This is a genomic window from Pedobacter aquatilis (assembly GCF_032678425.1).
Taxonomy (GTDB): Bacteria; Bacteroidota; Bacteroidia; order Sphingobacteriales; family Sphingobacteriaceae; genus Pedobacter; species Pedobacter aquatilis_B.
In genome coordinates, this window is the sequence record NZ_JAVTSG010000002.1 from 328,147 (window position 1) to 346,439 (window position 18,293).

The 18,293-nt window shown below is 34.2% G+C and carries 21 protein-coding genes; 9 read left to right on the forward strand and 12 right to left on the reverse strand.

Annotation, left to right across the window (positions count from 1 at the left end; genetic code table 11):
• Positions 1 to 603 precede the first annotated feature (603 nt).
• Genes gap through pfkA form a run of 3 tightly spaced genes read right to left on the reverse strand, consistent with a single transcriptional unit; the run spans position 604 to position 3,449 of the window.
• The gene (gene gap, locus R2Q16_RS07340; RefSeq protein WP_316736152.1) at positions 604 to 1,605 is read right to left on the reverse strand and encodes a type I glyceraldehyde-3-phosphate dehydrogenase; all 1,002 of its coding nucleotides are present in this window, start codon (positions 1,603 to 1,605) and stop codon (positions 604 to 606) included.
• An 8-nt stretch (positions 1,606 to 1,613) separates the two neighbouring features.
• Positions 1,614 to 2,456, reverse strand: coding sequence for a hypothetical protein (locus tag R2Q16_RS07345; RefSeq protein ID WP_316736153.1), 843 nt, complete (start codon positions 2,454 to 2,456; stop codon positions 1,614 to 1,616).
• Positions 2,457 to 2,462: 6 nt separating this feature from the next.
• On the reverse strand, positions 2,463 to 3,449 hold the full coding sequence (pfkA, locus tag R2Q16_RS07350; protein ID WP_316736155.1) for a 6-phosphofructokinase: 987 nt from the start codon (positions 3,447 to 3,449) through the stop codon (positions 2,463 to 2,465).
• A gap of 110 nt (positions 3,450 to 3,559) precedes the next feature.
• Between pfkA and R2Q16_RS07355 the strand changes: the two genes are divergently transcribed.
• The gene (locus R2Q16_RS07355) at positions 3,560 to 4,249 is read left to right on the forward strand and encodes an NUDIX hydrolase (protein ID WP_231462152.1); all 690 of its coding nucleotides are present in this window, start codon (positions 3,560 to 3,562) and stop codon (positions 4,247 to 4,249) included.
• A 143-nt stretch (positions 4,250 to 4,392) separates the two neighbouring features.
• Here R2Q16_RS07355 and R2Q16_RS07360 read toward each other — a convergent pair whose 3' ends face one another.
• Complete coding sequence (locus R2Q16_RS07360; RefSeq protein WP_316736156.1) at positions 4,393 to 5,253, reverse strand: BadF/BadG/BcrA/BcrD ATPase family protein; 861 nt, start codon at positions 5,251 to 5,253, stop codon at positions 4,393 to 4,395.
• A gap of 220 nt (positions 5,254 to 5,473) precedes the next feature.
• Here R2Q16_RS07360 and R2Q16_RS07365 point away from each other — a divergent pair, with 220 nt between their 5' ends.
• From R2Q16_RS07365 to R2Q16_RS07380, 4 genes are all read left to right on the forward strand, one after another.
• Complete coding sequence (locus R2Q16_RS07365) at positions 5,474 to 6,499, forward strand: GntG family PLP-dependent aldolase (RefSeq protein ID WP_316736157.1); 1,026 nt, start codon at positions 5,474 to 5,476, stop codon at positions 6,497 to 6,499.
• A gap of 38 nt (positions 6,500 to 6,537) precedes the next feature.
• Positions 6,538 to 8,052 carry an acetyl-CoA carboxylase biotin carboxylase subunit gene (gene accC / locus R2Q16_RS07370; RefSeq protein WP_316736159.1) on the forward strand — a complete coding sequence of 505 codons (1,515 nt, stop codon included), beginning with the start codon at positions 6,538 to 6,540 and terminating at the stop codon, positions 8,050 to 8,052.
• A 9-nt stretch (positions 8,053 to 8,061) separates the two neighbouring features.
• The gene (locus tag R2Q16_RS07375; RefSeq protein WP_316736160.1) at positions 8,062 to 8,646 is read left to right on the forward strand and encodes a riboflavin synthase; all 585 of its coding nucleotides are present in this window, start codon (positions 8,062 to 8,064) and stop codon (positions 8,644 to 8,646) included.
• 75 nt (positions 8,647 to 8,721) lie between these two features.
• The gene (locus R2Q16_RS07380) at positions 8,722 to 9,183 is read left to right on the forward strand and encodes a DUF4268 domain-containing protein (RefSeq protein WP_316736161.1); all 462 of its coding nucleotides are present in this window, start codon (positions 8,722 to 8,724) and stop codon (positions 9,181 to 9,183) included.
• On the opposite strand, the gene R2Q16_RS07385 is transcribed toward R2Q16_RS07380, so the two are convergent.
• On the reverse strand, positions 9,184 to 10,335 hold the full coding sequence (locus R2Q16_RS07385) for a tetratricopeptide repeat protein (protein ID WP_316736163.1): 1,152 nt from the start codon (positions 10,333 to 10,335) through the stop codon (positions 9,184 to 9,186).
• A 125-nt stretch (positions 10,336 to 10,460) separates the two neighbouring features.
• Here R2Q16_RS07385 and R2Q16_RS07390 point away from each other — a divergent pair, with 125 nt between their 5' ends.
• From R2Q16_RS07390 to R2Q16_RS07400, 3 genes are all read left to right on the forward strand, one after another.
• On the forward strand, positions 10,461 to 10,757 hold the full coding sequence (locus R2Q16_RS07390) for a hypothetical protein (protein WP_316736164.1): 297 nt from the start codon (positions 10,461 to 10,463) through the stop codon (positions 10,755 to 10,757).
• Between the two features lie 28 nt (positions 10,758 to 10,785).
• Positions 10,786 to 11,376: a porin family protein gene (locus R2Q16_RS07395; RefSeq protein ID WP_316736165.1), complete on the forward strand. Its 591-nt coding sequence runs from the start codon at positions 10,786 to 10,788 to the stop codon at positions 11,374 to 11,376.
• A gap of 73 nt (positions 11,377 to 11,449) precedes the next feature.
• Positions 11,450 to 11,725, forward strand: a complete 276-nt coding sequence (locus R2Q16_RS07400; protein ID WP_316736166.1) for a hypothetical protein — start codon at positions 11,450 to 11,452, stop codon at positions 11,723 to 11,725.
• A 33-nt stretch (positions 11,726 to 11,758) separates the two neighbouring features.
• Here R2Q16_RS07400 and R2Q16_RS07405 read toward each other — a convergent pair whose 3' ends face one another.
• From R2Q16_RS07405 to R2Q16_RS07430, 6 genes are all read right to left on the reverse strand, one after another.
• Positions 11,759 to 12,706, reverse strand: coding sequence for a YihY/virulence factor BrkB family protein (locus R2Q16_RS07405; RefSeq protein ID WP_316736167.1), 948 nt, complete (start codon positions 12,704 to 12,706; stop codon positions 11,759 to 11,761).
• Positions 12,707 to 12,778: 72 nt separating this feature from the next.
• Complete coding sequence (locus R2Q16_RS07410) at positions 12,779 to 13,174, reverse strand: META domain-containing protein (RefSeq protein ID WP_316736169.1); 396 nt, start codon at positions 13,172 to 13,174, stop codon at positions 12,779 to 12,781.
• Between the two features lie 89 nt (positions 13,175 to 13,263).
• A complete protein-coding gene (locus R2Q16_RS07415) occupies positions 13,264 to 13,776 on the reverse strand; it encodes a DinB family protein (RefSeq protein ID WP_316736171.1) in 513 nt (170 codons plus the stop codon).
• Positions 13,777 to 13,839: 63 nt separating this feature from the next.
• Positions 13,840 to 15,660: a TlpA disulfide reductase family protein gene (locus R2Q16_RS07420; RefSeq protein ID WP_316736173.1), complete on the reverse strand. Its 1,821-nt coding sequence runs from the start codon at positions 15,658 to 15,660 to the stop codon at positions 13,840 to 13,842.
• An 86-nt stretch (positions 15,661 to 15,746) separates the two neighbouring features.
• Positions 15,747 to 16,262, reverse strand: a complete 516-nt coding sequence (locus tag R2Q16_RS07425; RefSeq protein WP_316736174.1) for a DUF4199 domain-containing protein — start codon at positions 16,260 to 16,262, stop codon at positions 15,747 to 15,749.
• Between the two features lie 108 nt (positions 16,263 to 16,370).
• Entirely contained in the window at positions 16,371 to 16,850 is a 480-nt protein-coding gene (locus tag R2Q16_RS07430; RefSeq protein ID WP_316736175.1) for a response regulator transcription factor, read from the reverse strand.
• 153 nt (positions 16,851 to 17,003) lie between these two features.
• On the opposite strand from R2Q16_RS07430, the gene R2Q16_RS07435 reads away from it, so the two are divergent.
• Positions 17,004 to 17,783 carry a hypothetical protein gene (locus tag R2Q16_RS07435; protein ID WP_316736176.1) on the forward strand — a complete coding sequence of 260 codons (780 nt, stop codon included), beginning with the start codon at positions 17,004 to 17,006 and terminating at the stop codon, positions 17,781 to 17,783.
• Between the two features lie 47 nt (positions 17,784 to 17,830).
• On the opposite strand, the gene R2Q16_RS07440 is transcribed toward R2Q16_RS07435, so the two are convergent.
• On the reverse strand, positions 17,831 to 18,244 hold the full coding sequence (locus R2Q16_RS07440; RefSeq protein WP_316736177.1) for a DUF1801 domain-containing protein: 414 nt from the start codon (positions 18,242 to 18,244) through the stop codon (positions 17,831 to 17,833).
• Between the last annotated feature and the right edge of the window lie 49 nt (positions 18,245 to 18,293).

Consider the following 18,293-nt stretch of genomic DNA (forward strand, 5'->3'; position numbering starts at 1 on the left):
GATATTTTAGTTGATGTAAGGTTAGCCCTAAAATAAGAAAAGAGATACTCCATCCAGACGTATCTCTTTTTTCTAACCAAATATAAACCTGTTATGAGCCAGGCTTTGTCTTTAATCTTCTACCAAAAGGATTGCTTTTTTAAGAAGATGATTTATCTTTTTATCGATGTAAAAATCTCTTTCTGATTATTACTCTACAAATATAGCAAAAAAAATGTTAGTGTAAAAAATACACTAAGAAAAAATAAAGTTTTTTTATTGTCATTTTTTTTGAATCAATAATTTATTACTACTAACATGTAATATTTCGATTGATTTTTCAAATTTAACAAGAAAATCAGATATTAAATTGTTAAATAATGTAAAATCGTATCATTTGATGTTAAAATTGTATCAATTTTAAGTAAAGTAAATTATTCTGATAAAATATTCTACTGATTACAATAATACATGTGATATTTAATTTTTATTCGACTTCATAATAGAAAATAATTACACTGATTTTGCTTTCTAAATCATGTATTTACTGGTAAATAAAAAATGGGTTAACATTTTTGATGTTAACCCATTTAATTTTGATAATTTATCTAAGAATCCCAGCTTTTATAAACTTGCGTAGTATTCAACAAATTTAGCTAACGCTGAAGAATATCCCCATTCGTTATCGTACCAAGAAACAACTTTTACAAAGTTATCGTTTAATGAAATACCTGCGCCAGCATCAAAAATTGAAGCGTGGTCATCACCAATGAAATCTGAAGAAACAACATCATCTTCAGTATAGCCTAATACACCTTTTAATGGCCCGCTTTCTGATGCTGCTTTCATAGCTGCTTTAATTTGCTCATATGTAGCTGGTTTTTCTAAACGAGCTGTTAAATCTACAACTGAAACATCAGCTACAGGAACACGGAAAGACATACCAGTTAATTTACCTTTTAATTCAGGTAACACCATACCTACTGCTTTCGCAGCACCAGTTGATGAAGGAATGATATTTGAGAAACCACCACGGCCACCTCTCCAATCTTTAGCAGATGGACTATCAACAGTTTTTTGTGTTGCAGTTACCGCGTGGATTGTGCTCATTAAACCTTCCACAATACCGAAGTTATCATTTAAAACCTTAGCAATTGGTGCTAAACAGTTTGTAGTACAAGATGCATTCGAAACGATAGTTTGATCTGCAGTTAATTTATCGTGGTTAACACCCATTACGTAAGTAGGGATATCTGCATCTTTAGCAGGAGCAGAGAAAACTACTTTTTTAGCACCTGCTGCGATGTGTTTCTCAGCATCAGCACGTGTTAAGAATAAACCAGTAGATTCGATAACAACTTCAACACCTACAGCATCCCATTTTAAATCAGCAGGATTTTTTTCTGCAGTAACGCGGATAGTTTTACCATTTACAACTAGGTTACCATCTACAACTTCAATTGTACCATCGAATTTACCGTGGGTAGTATCATATTTTAACATATAAGCCATGTAATCAGGCTCAATTAAATCGTTAATGGCTACAATATCTAATCCTCTTTTTAATGCGGCTCTGAAAACCAGTCTGCCGATACGGCCAAAGCCGTTTATTCCAATTTTGCTCATTGTTTTTGTTAATTAGTGTAATGTTTTAATAAATTTAGTATTGGTTCTTTTATAATAGTTTTAATGGTTAAATCGTATTTTTCGGCTGTATGTATTAATCTATCTTCAAATTCTGCAGCAACCGTACCAACAAAATGTAAATCTTCTTTTGGGTATTTATCTTTCATTGGCAAAATATAGGTTTGAAAATGTTTTTCAAATCCTTCATCAACCATTTTTAAGATATGACCATGCTTATTGTTTTGTATAAAGAAATCAAGAAACGAACTCAGGAAAATATTAGCTTGTGGTTTTCTGTAAATCCGCTCTAATATCTGACTTCTATCTAAATTATAAGCACTGATAAATTTAGTTTCCAGTTCTTTTGGGAGTTTTTTTGTTAAAAAACTCCTTAAAAGCATTTTACCTAAATAATTTGCCGAACCTTCATCGCCTAAAACATAACCTAAGCCAAAATTATTAGTTTGAGGCTTTTTGCCATCAAAGTATGCACAGTTAGCACCGCTACCCAACATGCTAACAATACCTGATTTATTATAGCAAACTGCCTTAGCAGCTCCAAATAAGTCATTTTCTACTACAACTTTGCTATACTTAAAAAAAGATGACAATGTTTTTGCAAGTTCAGCTTTTCTATCAGCAGAAGATGCACCTGCAGCGAAAAAGTATATCTTCTTGATATTTTCTGCATTGTTTACCAAAACAACCTTTTTATTTAATATTTGAAGGATTGTTTTTCTGTCAACAAAACAAGGGTTAATGCCCAAAGTATTGCAGTGTGCCACCACTTCTCCATTTTGGGTTAATTTCCAAAATGCTGTTCTCGAACCACTGTAAACAACTGCTATCATTTTTTATTATATGGATAAGACATCTGTCATTTCCATCAAATCATTTTCAAGTTTATAAGAATGGGCACTTAAAGCTTCTTCAATACTGGTTAATTTTACTATGTTACCGTGTAAGCCAACCATTTGAGCACTTTCTCCAGCAATTAATGCATTAACCGCTGCATAACCTAGTCGGCTACCTAAAATCCGGTCGAAACTATTTGGGCTTCCACCTCTTTGCAAATGACCAAGAATAGTAACTTTCGTATCATAATGGTCAAAAGTTTCTTTAACACGCTTTGCGATATCATATGCGCCACCTTGTTTATGTCCTTCGGCAACAATTACAATGCTCGATGATTTTTTTGTTGCTGCACCCAAAGCTAATTTCTGAATCAGTTCATCAACACTGGTTTCAATCTCCGGCAATAAAACAGCTTCAGCTCCACTTGCAATCGAGCTACGCAAAGCGATACAACCAGAATCTCTACCCATCACTTCGATAAAAAATAATCTATCATGTGCATCAGCAGTATCTCTGATTTTATCAATCGCTTCGATTACGGTGTTAATAGCAGTGTCGTACCCTAAAGTAAAGTCAGAGCCACTTAAATCATTATCAATTGTACCCGGAATGCCAATAACCTTAACGCCAAATTTTTCTCCGAAACGTTTAGCGCCAGTGAAGGTTCCATCACCACCAATTACAACTAATGCATCAATATCATTTGCTTTCAAATTATCGTAAGCAATCTGCTGACCTTCATCCGTTTTAAACTCTAAGCATCTGGCAGTTTTTAGTATGGTTCCGCCCAAGTGTAAAATATTGCTTACAGAGCGGGCGTCCATCGGTTTAATGTTGTTATTTATTAAACCCTGGTATCCTTGCATAACACCAAACATGTTTATGCCGTGGTAAATTCCTGTACGTACAACCGCTCTAATGGCAGCATTCATGCCTGGAGCATCGCCCCCAGAAGTAAGTACAGCTATATTTTTAATATTTGGTTTCATCTTCGTGTTACGAATATAGTGTGTATTTTCTACACTAAGTAATTTATTTTATTTTTTTTACTTAATATTGAAAGTCATACCTTTAACGCTTAAATTAACTAAATTTTACCTTGGAACAAATTTTACCTCATTTAGATTCCGTTTTTTCCATCGACTGTGTGCTGTTTGGATTCGATGGGAAGGAATTAAAAATCTTACTCATCGAAAGGAATGAAGAGCCTTTTAAAGATTGGTGGGCACTACCAGGAAATATTGTTGGTCCTGATGAAAGTTTGGACCAATCCGCCTCTCGAATTTTATACGAATTAACTGGTTTACGTGGGATTTACATGGAGCAATATTATGCTTTTGGCGATCCAGGACGACATCCACAGGGAAGAGTAATTACATTAGCTTACTATGCATTAATTCGCTTAGGTGGCGATAAAGATTTACGCCCGGTAAGTAATTACGCGAAACAAGCAAACTGGTTGCCGATTACTGCTTTACCAAAACTGGCTTTTGACCACCAGAAGATTTATGATAAAGGCTTAGAGAAAATAAAACGTCGAATTAAACACCAACCAATTGCTTTTGAATTATTGCCAGAAAAATTTACACTTACCCAGTTGCAACACGTTTACGAACTCGTTTTAGGTAAAAAACTGGATAAAAGAAATTTTAGAAAGAAAATTGTAAGCTTTGGTGTTTTGAAAGAATTAGATGAAAAGCAAAAAGGTGTTTCTTATAGAGCAGCTACTTTATACAGATTTGATAAGCGAAAATATGCTAAACTTTTCGGTAAGGAAATATCTTTCTAAGCTAAAAGCTAAAAGCTGAAAGTGAAAAGTAGAAAGGCATTTAGCGAAGTAGTTAGAAGAAAAAGGTCCGGTTTGAAATTTCAAACCGGACCTTTTTTATCCACTCTATTAAGGCTCTGAACCCTTAACTTTCAATGCTGAATCTATCCTTTTGGAGAAAGTTCTAAGTGGTAGTGCACCAAATCATCTATAGGTGAACGAATAATTTTACCAACGCCCATTTCGTAACGGTCGGCAACTATACTTAAAATATCGCGGAAACTGTAACCAACAGAACCCACACAATTTAATTTGTGGTCTTTATAGTTAGGGTAGTGGATAACCAAAGCTTCGAAGAACGCAGTAAAAGCATAATCGATAGTTTTGTATGTGTAATCTTCGTAGCTATCTTTAAAATCGTATAAAAACTTACTAAAGCTTGCACAAAAACGATTTGGCAAAGGCTTGTTGTAAATGTTATCGAAAATATCTTCGTTAGTTAGTGCATAATTATCATAAAAAGCTTCTCTCAAACCTTTAGGCATGTAACCTTTCATGTAATCGCTTAAAATTCTTTTACCGATGTAAGAACCACTTCCTTCGTCACCTAAAAAATAACCTAATGAATCAATATTTAAGGTGATGTCATTACCGTCATAAAGGCAAGAGTTTGTTCCTGTTCCTAAAATTGCAGCAAAACCAGGTTCGTTTCCTAGTAAAGCTCTGCAAGATGCAAGTAAATCATGGCCAACAAATATTTCGGCGCTTGTAAAAACTTGTTGCATAGCATCAGCAACAATTTTCTTGTTGCCTGGAGTAGAACAACCAGCTCCATAGTAATACACGGCTGTTAACTTTTCTCTTTCTAAGTGGTCCGGAAGAGTTTCGTTTAATGATTTTACAATATATTCTCCTTTTGAAAAATACGGATTGTAACCTTCGGTATTAAAGTAAATTTTTCTGCCGGCCTCGTTAATCAAGCACCAATTTGTTTTGGTTGATCCGCCGTCTGCAATTACTATCATTTTATTTATTTTTGGTTTTAGCACGATAAAAGTATAAAAAGTCTTATATTTTGTATCTTTTTTTTTAATAATTTTTTAACAATTTGTTGTTGTCAGAATTTAAGTGTGTAAAAAATACACTATAGAAGCTGTTTAATCGCATTAAAACCTTAAAATTATACCCGAAAAGGCATTGGTCTTTTTTAAAAGCGTCAAAAATATTTTACAAATTTTTAGCAGAATGATTAATAAAATTATCGATTTCAGAAGTGATACCGTAACCAAACCTACGGCCGGAATGTTGGATGCCATGATGCAGGCAAAAGTTGGAGATGATGTTTTTGGAGAAGATGAAACCGTACATCAATTAGAAACAAAATTAGCGGCAATGTTTAATATGGAGGCTGGTTTGTTTTGTCCTTCCGGAACGATGACCAACCAAATTGCAATTAAATGTTTTACCCAACCAATGGATGAGGTAATCTGTGACCAAACGGCTCATGTTTACCGTTATGAAATTGGGGGAATCGCATTTCATTCTGCTGCATCGGTAAGGTTATTGCATGGCGATAGAGGCATTTTAACCCCTGAACTTATCGAGCCTGAAATTAATGAGGATAACATACACTATCCAAATTCGTCGCTGGTTGTTTTAGAAAATACGGTGAATAAAGGAGGCGGAAAGTGCTATTCGCTTTCTCAAATAGCGCCAATTCATCATTTGTGTAACATTAAAAACTTAAGACTTCATCTTGACGGCGCAAGAATTTTTAATGCTTTAGTTGCAACCGGCGATAAAGCACACGATTACGGTAAATATTTTGATGGCATATCTGTTTGCTTATCAAAGGGTTTGGGTGCTCCTGTTGGTTCAGTTCTATTGGCAAGCAAAGAAACCATTACAAAAGCACGAAAAATTAGAAAAGCATTTGGTGGCGGAATGAGGCAAGCCGGATTTCTGGCAGCAGCAGGTATTTATGCATTGGATAATCACATAGAACGATTAAAAGACGATCATCAGCATGCTAAAGATTTAGCAGCGGCACTTGCAAGGACTTCTTATGTAAAATCAATAATGCCTGTAGAAACCAACATTGTGATTTTTGAGGTAGAAAAAGGCAGTGCAAATAAAATTGTAGAACAATTTAAAAACAAGGGTTTGTTGTGTTCAACAACTAGCGATAGCACCATTAGATTGGTTACTCATTTAGATATTAGTGCCGAAATGATTAATAGCGCAATCGAAATTATATTACATTTGCCTTAAAAGCAAATCATATTTTAGGCTTTATAATGACTAACCAAATGCCAGAAAAACAACTAAACATTCGTCCGATTTCTAAATTACTTGTTGCCAATCGCGGGGAAATTGCATTACGCATTATGCGCTCTGCAAGAGAAATGGGTATAAAAACTGTTGCTGTGTTTTCAGAAGTCGACAGAGATGCGTTGCATGTTCGTTATGCTGATGAAGCAATTTGCATTGGTCCGGCACCGTCAAATCAAAGTTATTTAGTAGCCGAAAATATTATAAATGCCTGCAAAAAAACCGGTGCTGAAGCCATTCATCCCGGCTATGGTTTCTTGTCTGAAAATGCAGCTTTTGCGCAAATGGTGGCTGATGCCGGTTTAATATTGGTTGGTCCTTCGCCGCAGGCAATGCAAACAATGGGTAATAAGCTTTCGGCAAAGGCTGCGGCATTAAAATACAATATTCCTATGGTTCCCGGAACGGAAGAAGCCATAAAAAATGTTGCTGAAGCAAAGGAAAGAGCCGTTGAAGTTGGTTTCCCGATTTTAATTAAAGCAGCCGCAGGTGGTGGTGGAAAAGGAATGCGAATTGTAGAAATGGTAGAAGATTTTGAAGAGCAAATGAAACTTGCCGTAAGCGAAGCGACTTCCGCCTTTGGCGATGGTTCTGTTTTTATTGAGCGATACGTTACTTCTCCACGCCACATCGAAATTCAGGTTTTGGGAGATAAACACGGCAATATTGTTCACTTATTTGAACGTGAATGTTCCGTGCAACGACGTCACCAAAAAGTTGTGGAGGAAGCACCATCATCCGTATTAACGCCAGAAATCCGGACTAAAATGGGCAAATGTGCCGTAGATGTTGCCCGCTCTGTAAATTACACAGGAGCTGGAACGGTTGAGTTCATTTTAGATGAAAACCTTGATTTTTTCTTCCTCGAAATGAATACCCGCTTGCAGGTTGAACATCCGGTTACGGAATTAATTACTGGAGTCGATTTAGTTAAAGAACAGATAAAAATTGCACAAGGTGAGGTTTTATCATTCAGTCAGGAAGATTTAAAAATTAACGGACATGCGGTAGAACTTAGGGTTTACGCTGAAGACCCGAATAATAATTTCCTGCCGGATATTGGCACATTGCAAACCTATAAAACCCCAAAAGGAAACGGTGTAAGGGTAGATGATGGCTTTGAGCAAGGTATGGAAATCCCGATATACTACGACCCAATGATTGCGAAACTCATCACCTTTGGTAAAGATAGGGAAGAAGCAATTGAACGAATGATTAGGGCAATTGAAGAATATGAGATTACGGGGATAGAAACGACGCTCGGTTTTGGTAAATTTGTAATGCAACACGAGGCCTTTAAAACAGGAGCGTTTGATACGCACTTTGTCGGCAAATATTTCAAATCCGACAGCTTGAAGAGTCAAGATGAAGCAGAAGCACTTATTGCGGCCTTGGTTGCAACAAAACTTTTTAATCAGAAAGGTGAAAATTTAACTGGCACATCAGTAGTTAAACCCACATCAAACTGGAAAAAAAACAGATTAAATTATTAATCCCAAAACATGTTTACCGGAATTATTGAAACCCTTGGCGAAGTAAAAGCCATCAAAACTGAAAATACAAACATACATTTCACCATTTCTTCAGCAATAAGTAATGAGTTGAAAATAGACCAAAGTGTGGCACATAATGGCGTTTGTTTAACCGTTGTTGCATCGAGTGATGATAGCCATACCGTTACCGCAATAGATGAAACTTTAAGTAAAACAAGTCTGGGAAATCTTAAAGTTGGCAGCAAGGTTAATTTGGAGCGTTGTATGCAAATGAATGGTCGGTTAGATGGGCATATTGTTCAGGGACATGTAGACCAAACTGCAATTTGCATAAAAAAAGAAGCTTTGGATGGCAGTTGGGAGTTTCGTTTTAAATACGCTACAGCTAATGGTAATGTAACGGTTGAAAAGGGTTCTGTTTGCGTTAATGGCATCAGTTTAACGGTTGTAAATTCGCAAAGCGATGAATTTTCCGTGTTTATTATCCCTTATACTTTTGAGCATACCAATTTGCATGAAGTTGAGGTTGGAGATACTGTAAACTTAGAGTTTGATATTATTGGTAAATACGTAGCTCGTTTAATGAGTAAGTAGAAAGTAAAAAGTAGTGTTGAAAATCGAGACAATTTTCATACTCGAACCTCGTAAATCTCTTAATCGTAAATCAATTTGTATAGTAAGGAAGAAGCGGTACGCTTGCGTCAACAATTTTGGATTAGTTTTGGGCAATATATGAAACCTGTGCCATCGGCAAGTGGTTCTACCGTACATTGGACCAACTACAAAACTGGCGTAAAAAATATCTTTTTTAAAATGGATGCTGATAAAAAAACGGCAACCATTTCTATTCAACTCACCCACCCAGATAGCGGAATCAGGCATTTAATCTTCAATCAGTTTGAAGAATTTAAGGCAATGTTTACCAGTACGGTTAACGAAGAATGGGATTGGGTACAAGATTATACCGACGAAAACGGCAAAACTGTTAGCCAAATTTTAATAAGCCTTAATGGTTTTAGTATTTTTAATCAATCCCATTGGCCTGATTTAATTTCATTTTTTAAACCCAGAATAATTGCGCTTGATGAGTTTTGGGATAATGTTAAGCCCGTATTTGAAGATTTAAGTTAGTTACTTCTTCAAAACTGCCATCCTTTTATTAATAAATTCAAATACCTCTTTGTTCCCGTCTGTATTTGGCAAAACCTTTAAAACCTGGGCGTAGGTGTTTATCGCATTCGTTTTCTGATTTAACTTAGTATCGTAAATCTGCGCAAGAATGTAAAGCATACTACCTTCATTATCAAAAAATGCACCTTTTCTGTAGGCCGCTGCAGCACTTTCAAATTTTTCGCCTTGCTCATAACTTTCACCTAATTTGGTGTAATAGAGTAGTGTTTTCTTCGAAATTCCAGCATTTATCGCTTTAGTGAAATGTATGGCAGCATTATTATAGTCCTTCAATCCTTTATAGCAAAGTGCCATGTTGTAAAAAAGTCCTTCATTGGCATCATCTGCAGCCTGCAATTTTACTTTGCCAAAATAATCCAGTCCTTTTTGAAACTCCTTTTTCATGTAATAAACCTTACCCAAATTGTTCAGTACAAATGTAGAACTGTCGCCTAAAGCAAAAAGTTTTTCTCCGGTTTTAATCGCTTCATCAAGTTTAGCCTCAACAATGCAAACTGGTAATTTTATTTTTAATAATTGAATATTTGCCGAATCTGCTTTTAGTGCGGGTTCTAATATTTTATTTACCATCATGTACAGATTACTTTTCATATATACTTCCCCTAAATCGAAAACTACATCGGCATCAATTGGATTTAATTTATTCGCTTTCAATAAATATTTTACCTTTTTAAAACCTAAAACGTCATCATTTAAATTCGCCAATTGTTTATAGGCAGAAAAATTGTTGCTGTCTATCTTTATAATTTCTTCGTACAGGCTTTTCGCTTTATTATTATTGCCTCTTTTACCTGCAATACTCGCTAGGCTAAATAATATCGATAAATTTTGAGGTTGTATTTGATAGGCACTCGTGTAAAATTGCTCTGCATCAGCTGTTTTACCTGCCATCATATAACAATATCCAATTTGAGTTAATGCTTTTAAATCTTTGGTATCATTAGGGTAAATCGTTCTCAAATATTCGGCGGCTTCTCCATATTTCTGCAACTGGTAAAATTCAAATAATTTTTCTTTATCAATTGAAGATTGATTTTGCGCAGAAACAGATAATGATAATGCAAATAGAATAACAACTAATAGCTTTTTCATAAGGTTAGAATTATAGAACTAAAATATTAGTTGTTTTTTGAAATTCCAAACTTTTACCGATATAAAAACAAAAAACCGATGTATTGGTTTATATCAGTACAGTTAATAATTTAAAATAAGAACCTATGAATACTTTAAAAAAGTTTGAATTAATGGAAAAGATAGTGCGTGAATTGGAAGATTTGCAAAATTCTCAACAGGCACTTATTCAAAAAATTGGTAAAATCGAAGTAGATAACATCGAATTGAGCGATGGCAGACTTGAAAAAGATTTACCAGACATTCATCAAAATCTGGCAGATAACTTAGATACCATTTCAGGTATTTTGGATTACTTTGCCAACAAGACACAAAACTTTGGTGATAAAAATAATGTTGATGCACTGAAAGAGCAGGAAGCCATTAACAATGCAACCAGCTAATTGTAAAATTTAATCATTCCCTAATTATATGAAGACCGTTTATTTAACCCTTGCCTGTGTATTAACAGGCTTTTTCGCCAGTGCTCAGGTTTTACCAACATTCCAACTTGGTCTTAAGGCTGGTGCAAATTTTTCAAAATTTGATACTGAAAATACGTTCAGTAGTAAAAACCGAACCGGATTTTACGGTGGTTTGTGGGCAAGAGTAGGAGCAGGTGGTCTTCATTTTCAACCTGAATTATATGTTTCAGGTAAGAAAACGAATTTGGTTAGCGATGCCACGGGCGAAGTTAATCAGGTTAATTTTACAAGTTTAGATGTGCCATTGTTAATTGGTACAAAATTCGGTGCTGCAGGTGTTGGTTTAAGATTAAATACTGGCCCAATGTTTTCTTTAATTTTGGATGAAAATCAAAATTTTAGTCAGGCTGCGGGAAATGTTTTCAGGGCAAACTTTAAAAACCAAGCGCTTGCATGGCAATTTGGAGCGGGCTTAGACATTAAAAAATTAACTTTTGACGCACGCTATGAGCTTGGTTTATCTAAAATTAATAAAGCAGGTTATCCGGATACGAAACTTAATTTATTTACAATCGGAATTGGTTATCGAATCTTGTAATTATTTTACAAAAACTTAAAACTAATTTAATACGCCATTGGTTATCAGTAATACAAACCTTAAATATTTACCTATGAATTTAAAGGAACTATTACTAAAAGGCCAAAATTTCATTTCACTATTAAATGAATTTAGAATTGATGTAAATGATTTGATTATTAAGGATGAAAACAACATTTTTAAAAGTCAGGTTAATAAAAATACTGAAGTTGTAAAAGAAACGGTGTGGATGGAAGGCAAAAGCAACGACGGATTGGTAAATCTGTTTGGAACTTTACATTATAACTTATTAAATAAGCTTGCCGTGTTTGAAATGGAAGGATATGAAAAAGTTCCGGCAATGCACTAAGGCGTTTATTTTTAAACAAAAAAAGGACAGATTTTAAACTTCTGTCCTTTTTTTATGTGCGATTATCTCGTTTTCAATTTCTGTTAATTCATATGCGAAAGCGCCGTTTTTTGGTACAATTGGCGTTTCCCGGCCAACACTTAGGGCTTTAATAAATGAAGCTCCGAAATAAAATATCAATGAAGAATAAAATACAAAAAGCATAATTACAATAATTGAACCGGCAGAGCCATAAATATTGCTGATATTACTTAAGGGAAGTAAAATGCGTAGAATGTATTTCCCTGCAGTAAAAAGGCAACCTGTTAATAAACCACCAGAAATTGCGGCACGCCAGGTTGGTCGGCCATTGGTTAAAAACCTAAAAAGAATGGTAAACCAGGCGGTTACAATAATTACAAATACAAATTGATTGATTATTGATGTAGCCACAAGTTCAAAAGAAGGTGAATTGGTTTTTAAATACGAACCTATAACAGCCTGAACGCTATCCGCAAGTAAGCCGATTAAAAATAGAATTCCCGCCAGGAGAATTATTGTAACTGAAATTGCTCTTGATTTTAGCGTGTTTACAATACCTTTTTTGCCATTCATCCCAATATTCCAGATTTGCTCCAGCGAATTCTTAATCACGTTGAATAGGGTTGTGGCCACAAAAAGAAAGAAAACAAAACTTAGTAAGGTTACGTACCACTTCTGATCAATTCCACGAATATTTCTTAGTGTTAATCTGATTTGCTTGATACTGTCTTCGTCTAAAATGTTGGCCAATCGGTCGAAAATGTTTGCAACAAGTATCCTTCTATCGGTAAACATGCCGAATAACCTAATCAGAATAATTAATATCGGCGGGAGCGCAAAATTGGTGAAGAATGCCGTAGCACCTGCCAATCGGAGCGGGTCATTTGTTTGAAACAAATTAAATGCCTTTCTCAAGGTTGAGAAAAAGAACTTTAAATCTTCTTTAATTAATATTGGCATTTACGGAGATTAAGCAAAAAGTCCGAAAATACTAAAAATTTCTATTCGGGCTTTTCTGGAAACTGTTAAAACTTATTTTTTTTCAAAAATCAGTAAGATTTTCTCATCCTTCAATAGTTGAAGCTTATTGTCGACAATTTTTACAGTATTGGTTTCATTCAATGCATTTAAATAAGCTCTTTCTGATGAATCGGTATCCTGACAAAACATTTTCGTACTAAATAAATTCTTTAAAGAGACTTTGTTTTCAATAACTTCTGCTTGCCCGCCATAACTATTACAAAAAGATTTTCCGCTAACGTTTAAGCTGTCTCCAAAATTTAATGTTGCTTTAGCGTTTGCAGGTAAGGTTATTCCCGTAATATTGGTTAGTTCCCAATTTGTATTTTTTAAAGTATCCGGATCAATTTTTTCTAAGCATGAGCTAAACAGACATAATACAATGCCCAAGATGATTATGTTTTTCATAGTAGTTGATTTCGCTGAAGCACACAAAAACCAATCCAAACGATAAAAAAATAGGAAATGCGATTTGCTTTCATCAATTATAAAAACATTTACGCAGGCTTATCTTTCTGCTCATCGTCGTAAGTTGAACCGTATAAACCAGGCACTCTATTTCCTGTCGAACGTAAGTAAACAATCATTTCTCCCCTGTGGTGATAAATATGGTTCATCAAAAAACCTCTAATTACTTGTATTCTTGGTAACTCACCCAAAAGCGTTTTATCTCCTCTTACCATTTTCCACTTTTCAAACATTTCATCATCGCTTGATTTTTCTATCGATTGCCTGGCGAGTTCGAAATGTTTTTCAAACTTCTTTAAAATGCCGTCCATTTTATCTGTTGCCGTTTTTTCGTAAGGATATTTATCCAAATCAAAAACATTGGTTTCAAAAACACCTTGAAACCAACCATAAACTTCGGCAATATGCAAGGCAAGTTGTCCGGTTGTCCACGAATGCTCTGATGGTTTAAAATTTAAAGTATCATCAGGTATAGCTTTTAAAAGTTTGCGGGTGCTTTCTGCTTCTTGCAGAAATTCATCCAAAATTAATTTTACAAGCATAATTAAAATTATTAATTACTTATAAAATAGCTGATTATGGTTTTTGGTTTTGATGAAATGAAATTATTTACTTTCAAAAATCTTTTTTAATTCCTTTTCAAGATTCTCGCCCCTTAAATTTTTTGCAATAATTATACCTTTAGGATCAATCAAAAAGTTCATAGGAATGATTTCTACATTATAAGTTTTTTGCGCAACGTTATCAAAATCGCTCAGCTGAGGCCATAAGTTTACTTTATCGTTTCTAATGGCTTCTTGCCATTCGATTTTAGCAGATGGTTTGTCTCTGGTTACCGCAAATATTTGAAATCCGGAAGTATTGTATTTATTATAGGCTTTAATTAGAGCAGGGTTTTCTGCCCTACAAGGCATACACCAGCTTGCCCAAAAATCTACCAGAACATACTTCCCCTTAAAGTCGCTTATCTTAATCTTTTTCCCGTTTGCATCCGGCAACTCAACATCTGCAAGCATTTTACCCACTTCAAGATTTTTATCGTATGCAATACGTTCCTTTAATTTTTTAGCAACTGGAAGCTGTTTAATTTCTGGACTTAATAAATTGAAAAGTGAATCAATAATATTCGGCTGCGATTTAACTCTTGGGTTTGATAATGGCTTACCTGCATATCTCCATAATGCAAAAATTCCCGCAGGAGAATCTTTATATTTTGAAACAGATGATAAATAAATCTGCTCATCAACTTGCAGACTTAATGAATCCCTAATTTTTGAAATTCTTTGTTCTATAATATCTATTGGCTGTTTCTGGTAATCTAGTTTCTCCAATAACTCAGTTCCGTAATTATAAGTTTTGAATTGTGCAGTTTCTATTTCAGAAATATGAGTTACATAATCTGGAACTGAACCTTTAATTTTTGGTTTAAACTCTTTATCAAAAGTAATTTTATATTCGTTAGCTGCGGCTAAAAAACTTGCCGAAGTAATTCGTTTATTTTTCCAATAAAAACTTAATTGAATAACTTGAGGCTCGCTAAGTTTTATCTCAAAATCTAAAGCTTTTCCTTTAATGAAGACTGTATCTTTGTCAAACCTATAACCAGCTAAATCAGTTTTGGCAATTAAAATTTTGTAGGGCAAATCTGTTAAACTATCAGAATTTGCATATAATCTTATATTCTTGATATTGTCATTTGTAAGATTCTGTTTCTCATTATTTTTGTGCATTGCTTTTAAGCCTGACTTGCTTTTGGTATCTATTTTTTTTTTAAGTGCCAAGCCATCTTTACTCATTTTAATATCAGACGAAAGCTGATTAAACTGCTCTAATGGTAAGCCTTCTCGACTTTCAGTATAATCAGCATCTTCTGCACTAAAATTTGCAGTATTTCTTCTAACAACATCAAAACTGAGTGGAGAATTTGAGAATTGCTTAATTACTGTTAACATTTTTCTGTTTCCAGTTCTATAAGCAAGACCTATACTATCCAAATTTTTAGTTAAAGTACCCTTTTCAACAATACTGGCCATTTTTACAGATTGTATATTCTCGATATTTATTTTCAGAGATTCCAGTATTATATTTCTCATATTACTTTTTTCCGAAATCCAGATAAAATTATCAAATCTTGATGCAGCTTCTTCCTTAGTTATATTTCCACGTTTATCAATAATTATAGTCGCATGTTGAAATTTTTTATCGCCCAAGTCAAAGGTTCCTTTAAAATTAAATTTGCCATCAATAATTGGGCTAACCATAAAAATCTTATCACTCGCAATAGTGAGTTGTTGGGTTTTGGTTGTTAGGTAGGCAAATTTTGCACCTGTGGTGTCCTTAATTTCACCTTGTATATTAAAATTTAATAATTGCGCATTCGCGAAGACCGAAGAGCATAACAGTAGAGTAAGTAGATAGAATTTCATATTGAAAGGATTAGATTAATTAAATATAGAAAAATAAACTAAATAATTAGTTTGAAAATCAATAATTATTAATCAACCACTTTTAATTATTTCGAAAATTTCCTTTTCAAAACCAAAGCACTAATTAAAGAGATAACCAATCCCAATGGTAAAATTTCTGAATAGGTTAGGAGTACTACATAAAATGGATTTTTGTACATTTCCTTATAACCAGCCATTTCACTGCTTTGTTTTGCTAACTCCGCGGCTGTAGCGCCGTTTTGCTTGGCATCTAAAAGCATCTTGGCTGTGTATTTATCCATAAAATCGGGGATAAACAAGTAGTAGTAAAACATCCAAACCACTACATACATGGTTGAAGCAATTAGTGTAATAAAAAGCCCGATTCTGAAAGCTTTTCCGAAAGAGATAACTCCTCCATTGTGTTTATCCCTAAAACTTTTAACGCCGACAAATATAAAAGAGAAAGCAAGCAACATAGAGGCATAGCCAAGAATCATGCTGCTTTCATAATTCTTGTCGTGGTTAATCATGTTTACAAGCATTAAACAGCTTACAATTAACCCTGAAATTAAACCGAATACTAATACAATTTTTTTCATCTTCTTATTTTTTGATACAAATGTGCCTCAAATGGGATTTTCAACAGTCATACTTTAGGGTGATTTTAAAAAATGTACAGCTTTTTGGTACTTAAGTACCAGCGTTATTTATTTTATGATTTGAACCCGTTTTGCAATTTCTATGGCTTGCGTTCGGCGTTTAACTTCCATTTTTTCAAATAACTTCGAGTTATGTGTCTTTATCGTATTCAGCGATACAAACAACTTATCGGCAATTTCCTGATTGCTTAAGCCCTCAGCCATTAAATTTAAAACTTCCAGTTCGCGTTTACTCAAATTAAAAACTTCAATCGCTTTTTGGTTAATGGTGAAATTAAAATTCTTTTCTACAATACTTTCTTTTTCGATGATAACCGTTTGAATTTTTGGTTTCGTTAATTTCAAGGCTAACCAAATACCCAAAGCCGTAAAAATTACAGCGATTAAGCCCACATAAATTTCAAATGAATGATTGATGATAAGAAAGCGCAATTCAATCCATTTCAATAAAAGTAGGAGTGCAGCCAAAATAAAACCATAATAAATGGATTTCTTGTTTCTACTCAGAAAATTTGAAATTGAAGACATTTGATAATTCTCCACTAAAAATAAATAAAAAAACTGATTGAAAATTTAGGTCAATATTTTTTAGTTGGCTGATTATATTTTCATTAAATGTTTCAAACGAGTGTTGAATTGAAAATAAAGATGATAAATTAGCAGAAAAAAGATACCTATTATATGAAAGCAATTTACTCATTTCTATTACTCTCGGTCGTTTTATTTTCTTGCAGCGAATCTAAGCTCGAAAAAACCATTGTTGCCAAAACCTTTACCGGTGAAGAGAATTTTAATAAAGCACCTAAAGGCAAAAAGGATATTTTAACCTTTTCGAAAGTCGATTCTTCAAATGCCAATGCGATAACATATAACGTGAAATTCAAAGACACGGTAATTTCTGTTCAGAACGACCCGAAACCTGTAGCAAGTATATTTTCACAACCAAGGTTTTTAAACACGCAAAAAACTGCGGCAATTGTTCAGGTGGCAGATAGTTCTGGTTTAGTTGCCCCATTTTACATTATATCCTTACGTAACGGACAAACTGAAGTGACTAAACTAGATCGTCCATCAAACGGAGCGAACGATAGTAAAATTACTAAAGGATTGGAAGAAATTAGCTTGAGCATATTTTTATTGAATAACGATTACGTAGTAACCATTATTAACGGCAGAATTTATCCAGTTAAGAGACAAAATGAAGCTGAACGTATTCAGGGTAGGTTAATTTTATATTCTGAGGATAAAACCACGCTTGTTTTTGCGACAAAGACCACGCTTTACCAAACCAATTACAAGACAGGTGAATCTGTAGATTTAAAAGTTTCAGCGAAATTACTTGCACCTGAGAACATGGCAAATTTCAACAATAACTTTACCTGGTATAAAAATGCTAAAGGAACCCCATTTTTAAAAGAGAGTGACCCGGATAGAATTGTAGAGTTAAGTGAGTTTAAATAATAAAACCAATTAAAGAATTTAAAGGTCAGGTTAAAACCTGACCTTTTTTATTTTTCTACAGTATCCAACCAGTTTCTGATAACCAGTTTTAACTTTTCTGCTTTGGCTAAAACATCATCCAAATCTTTAAAATTGATTATTCTCCGACCGTCCTTATAATCACCTTCTAAAATTTCCAGACCTTCGGTAACTCTTACACCAGTTGGTAAAACCAGCATAATCCGATTTCGATGAAGATTTAAAACGGCAATATCCCTTTTGTATTCTTTTGCATCAAAATCTTTCATCATACCTGTATAATAAAAACCAGGGCTATTCCATTTTATATGCTCGGCAATCTCTTCATCAACAGATAGTATAATTTTTCTTATTGAATCCGCTATTTTGGACAAGGCTGGCTCAAGGGCCACAATATGTGCCGATACTTGTTCGGACGGTGATGTTTTTATAGATGTTTTCATATATGTAATGTTATCATCTAAATTACGATTTACATAAAAAACTTAAAGG

Excerpts from the sequence above, each read along its gene's own strand:
- gap (WP_316736152.1), bottom strand. The coding sequence starts at position 1,605 with ATGAGCAAAATTGGAATAAACGGCTTTGGCCGTATCGGCAGACTGGTT.
- R2Q16_RS07345 (WP_316736153.1), bottom strand. The coding sequence starts at position 2,456 with ATGATAGCAGTTGTTTACAGTGGTTCGAGAACAGCATTTTGGAAATTA.
- pfkA (WP_316736155.1), bottom strand. The coding sequence starts at position 3,449 with ATGAAACCAAATATTAAAAATATAGCTGTACTTACTTCTGGGGGCGAT.
- R2Q16_RS07360 (WP_316736156.1), bottom strand. The coding sequence starts at position 5,253 with ATGATAGTAATTGCAGACGGCGGATCAACCAAAACAAATTGGTGCTTG.
- R2Q16_RS07365 (WP_316736157.1), top strand. The coding sequence starts at position 5,474 with ATGATTAATAAAATTATCGATTTCAGAAGTGATACCGTAACCAAACCT.
- accC (WP_316736159.1), top strand. The coding sequence starts at position 6,538 with ATGCCAGAAAAACAACTAAACATTCGTCCGATTTCTAAATTACTTGTT.
- R2Q16_RS07375 (WP_316736160.1), top strand. The coding sequence starts at position 8,062 with ATGTTTACCGGAATTATTGAAACCCTTGGCGAAGTAAAAGCCATCAAA.
- R2Q16_RS07385 (WP_316736163.1), bottom strand. The coding sequence starts at position 10,335 with ATGAAAAAGCTATTAGTTGTTATTCTATTTGCATTATCATTATCTGTT.
- R2Q16_RS07390 (WP_316736164.1), top strand. The coding sequence starts at position 10,461 with ATGAATACTTTAAAAAAGTTTGAATTAATGGAAAAGATAGTGCGTGAA.
- R2Q16_RS07395 (WP_316736165.1), top strand. The coding sequence starts at position 10,786 with ATGAAGACCGTTTATTTAACCCTTGCCTGTGTATTAACAGGCTTTTTC.
- R2Q16_RS07400 (WP_316736166.1), top strand. The coding sequence starts at position 11,450 with ATGAATTTAAAGGAACTATTACTAAAAGGCCAAAATTTCATTTCACTA.
- R2Q16_RS07405 (WP_316736167.1), bottom strand. The coding sequence starts at position 12,706 with ATGCCAATATTAATTAAAGAAGATTTAAAGTTCTTTTTCTCAACCTTG.
- R2Q16_RS07410 (WP_316736169.1), bottom strand. The coding sequence starts at position 13,174 with ATGAAAAACATAATCATCTTGGGCATTGTATTATGTCTGTTTAGCTCA.
- R2Q16_RS07415 (WP_316736171.1), bottom strand. The coding sequence starts at position 13,776 with ATGCTTGTAAAATTAATTTTGGATGAATTTCTGCAAGAAGCAGAAAGC.
- R2Q16_RS07420 (WP_316736173.1), bottom strand. The coding sequence starts at position 15,660 with ATGAAATTCTATCTACTTACTCTACTGTTATGCTCTTCGGTCTTCGCG.
- R2Q16_RS07425 (WP_316736174.1), bottom strand. The coding sequence starts at position 16,262 with ATGAAAAAAATTGTATTAGTATTCGGTTTAATTTCAGGGTTAATTGTA.
- R2Q16_RS07430 (WP_316736175.1), bottom strand. The coding sequence starts at position 16,850 with ATGTCTTCAATTTCAAATTTTCTGAGTAGAAACAAGAAATCCATTTAT.
- R2Q16_RS07435 (WP_316736176.1), top strand. The coding sequence starts at position 17,004 with ATGAAAGCAATTTACTCATTTCTATTACTCTCGGTCGTTTTATTTTCT.
- R2Q16_RS07440 (WP_316736177.1), bottom strand. The coding sequence starts at position 18,244 with ATGAAAACATCTATAAAAACATCACCGTCCGAACAAGTATCGGCACAT.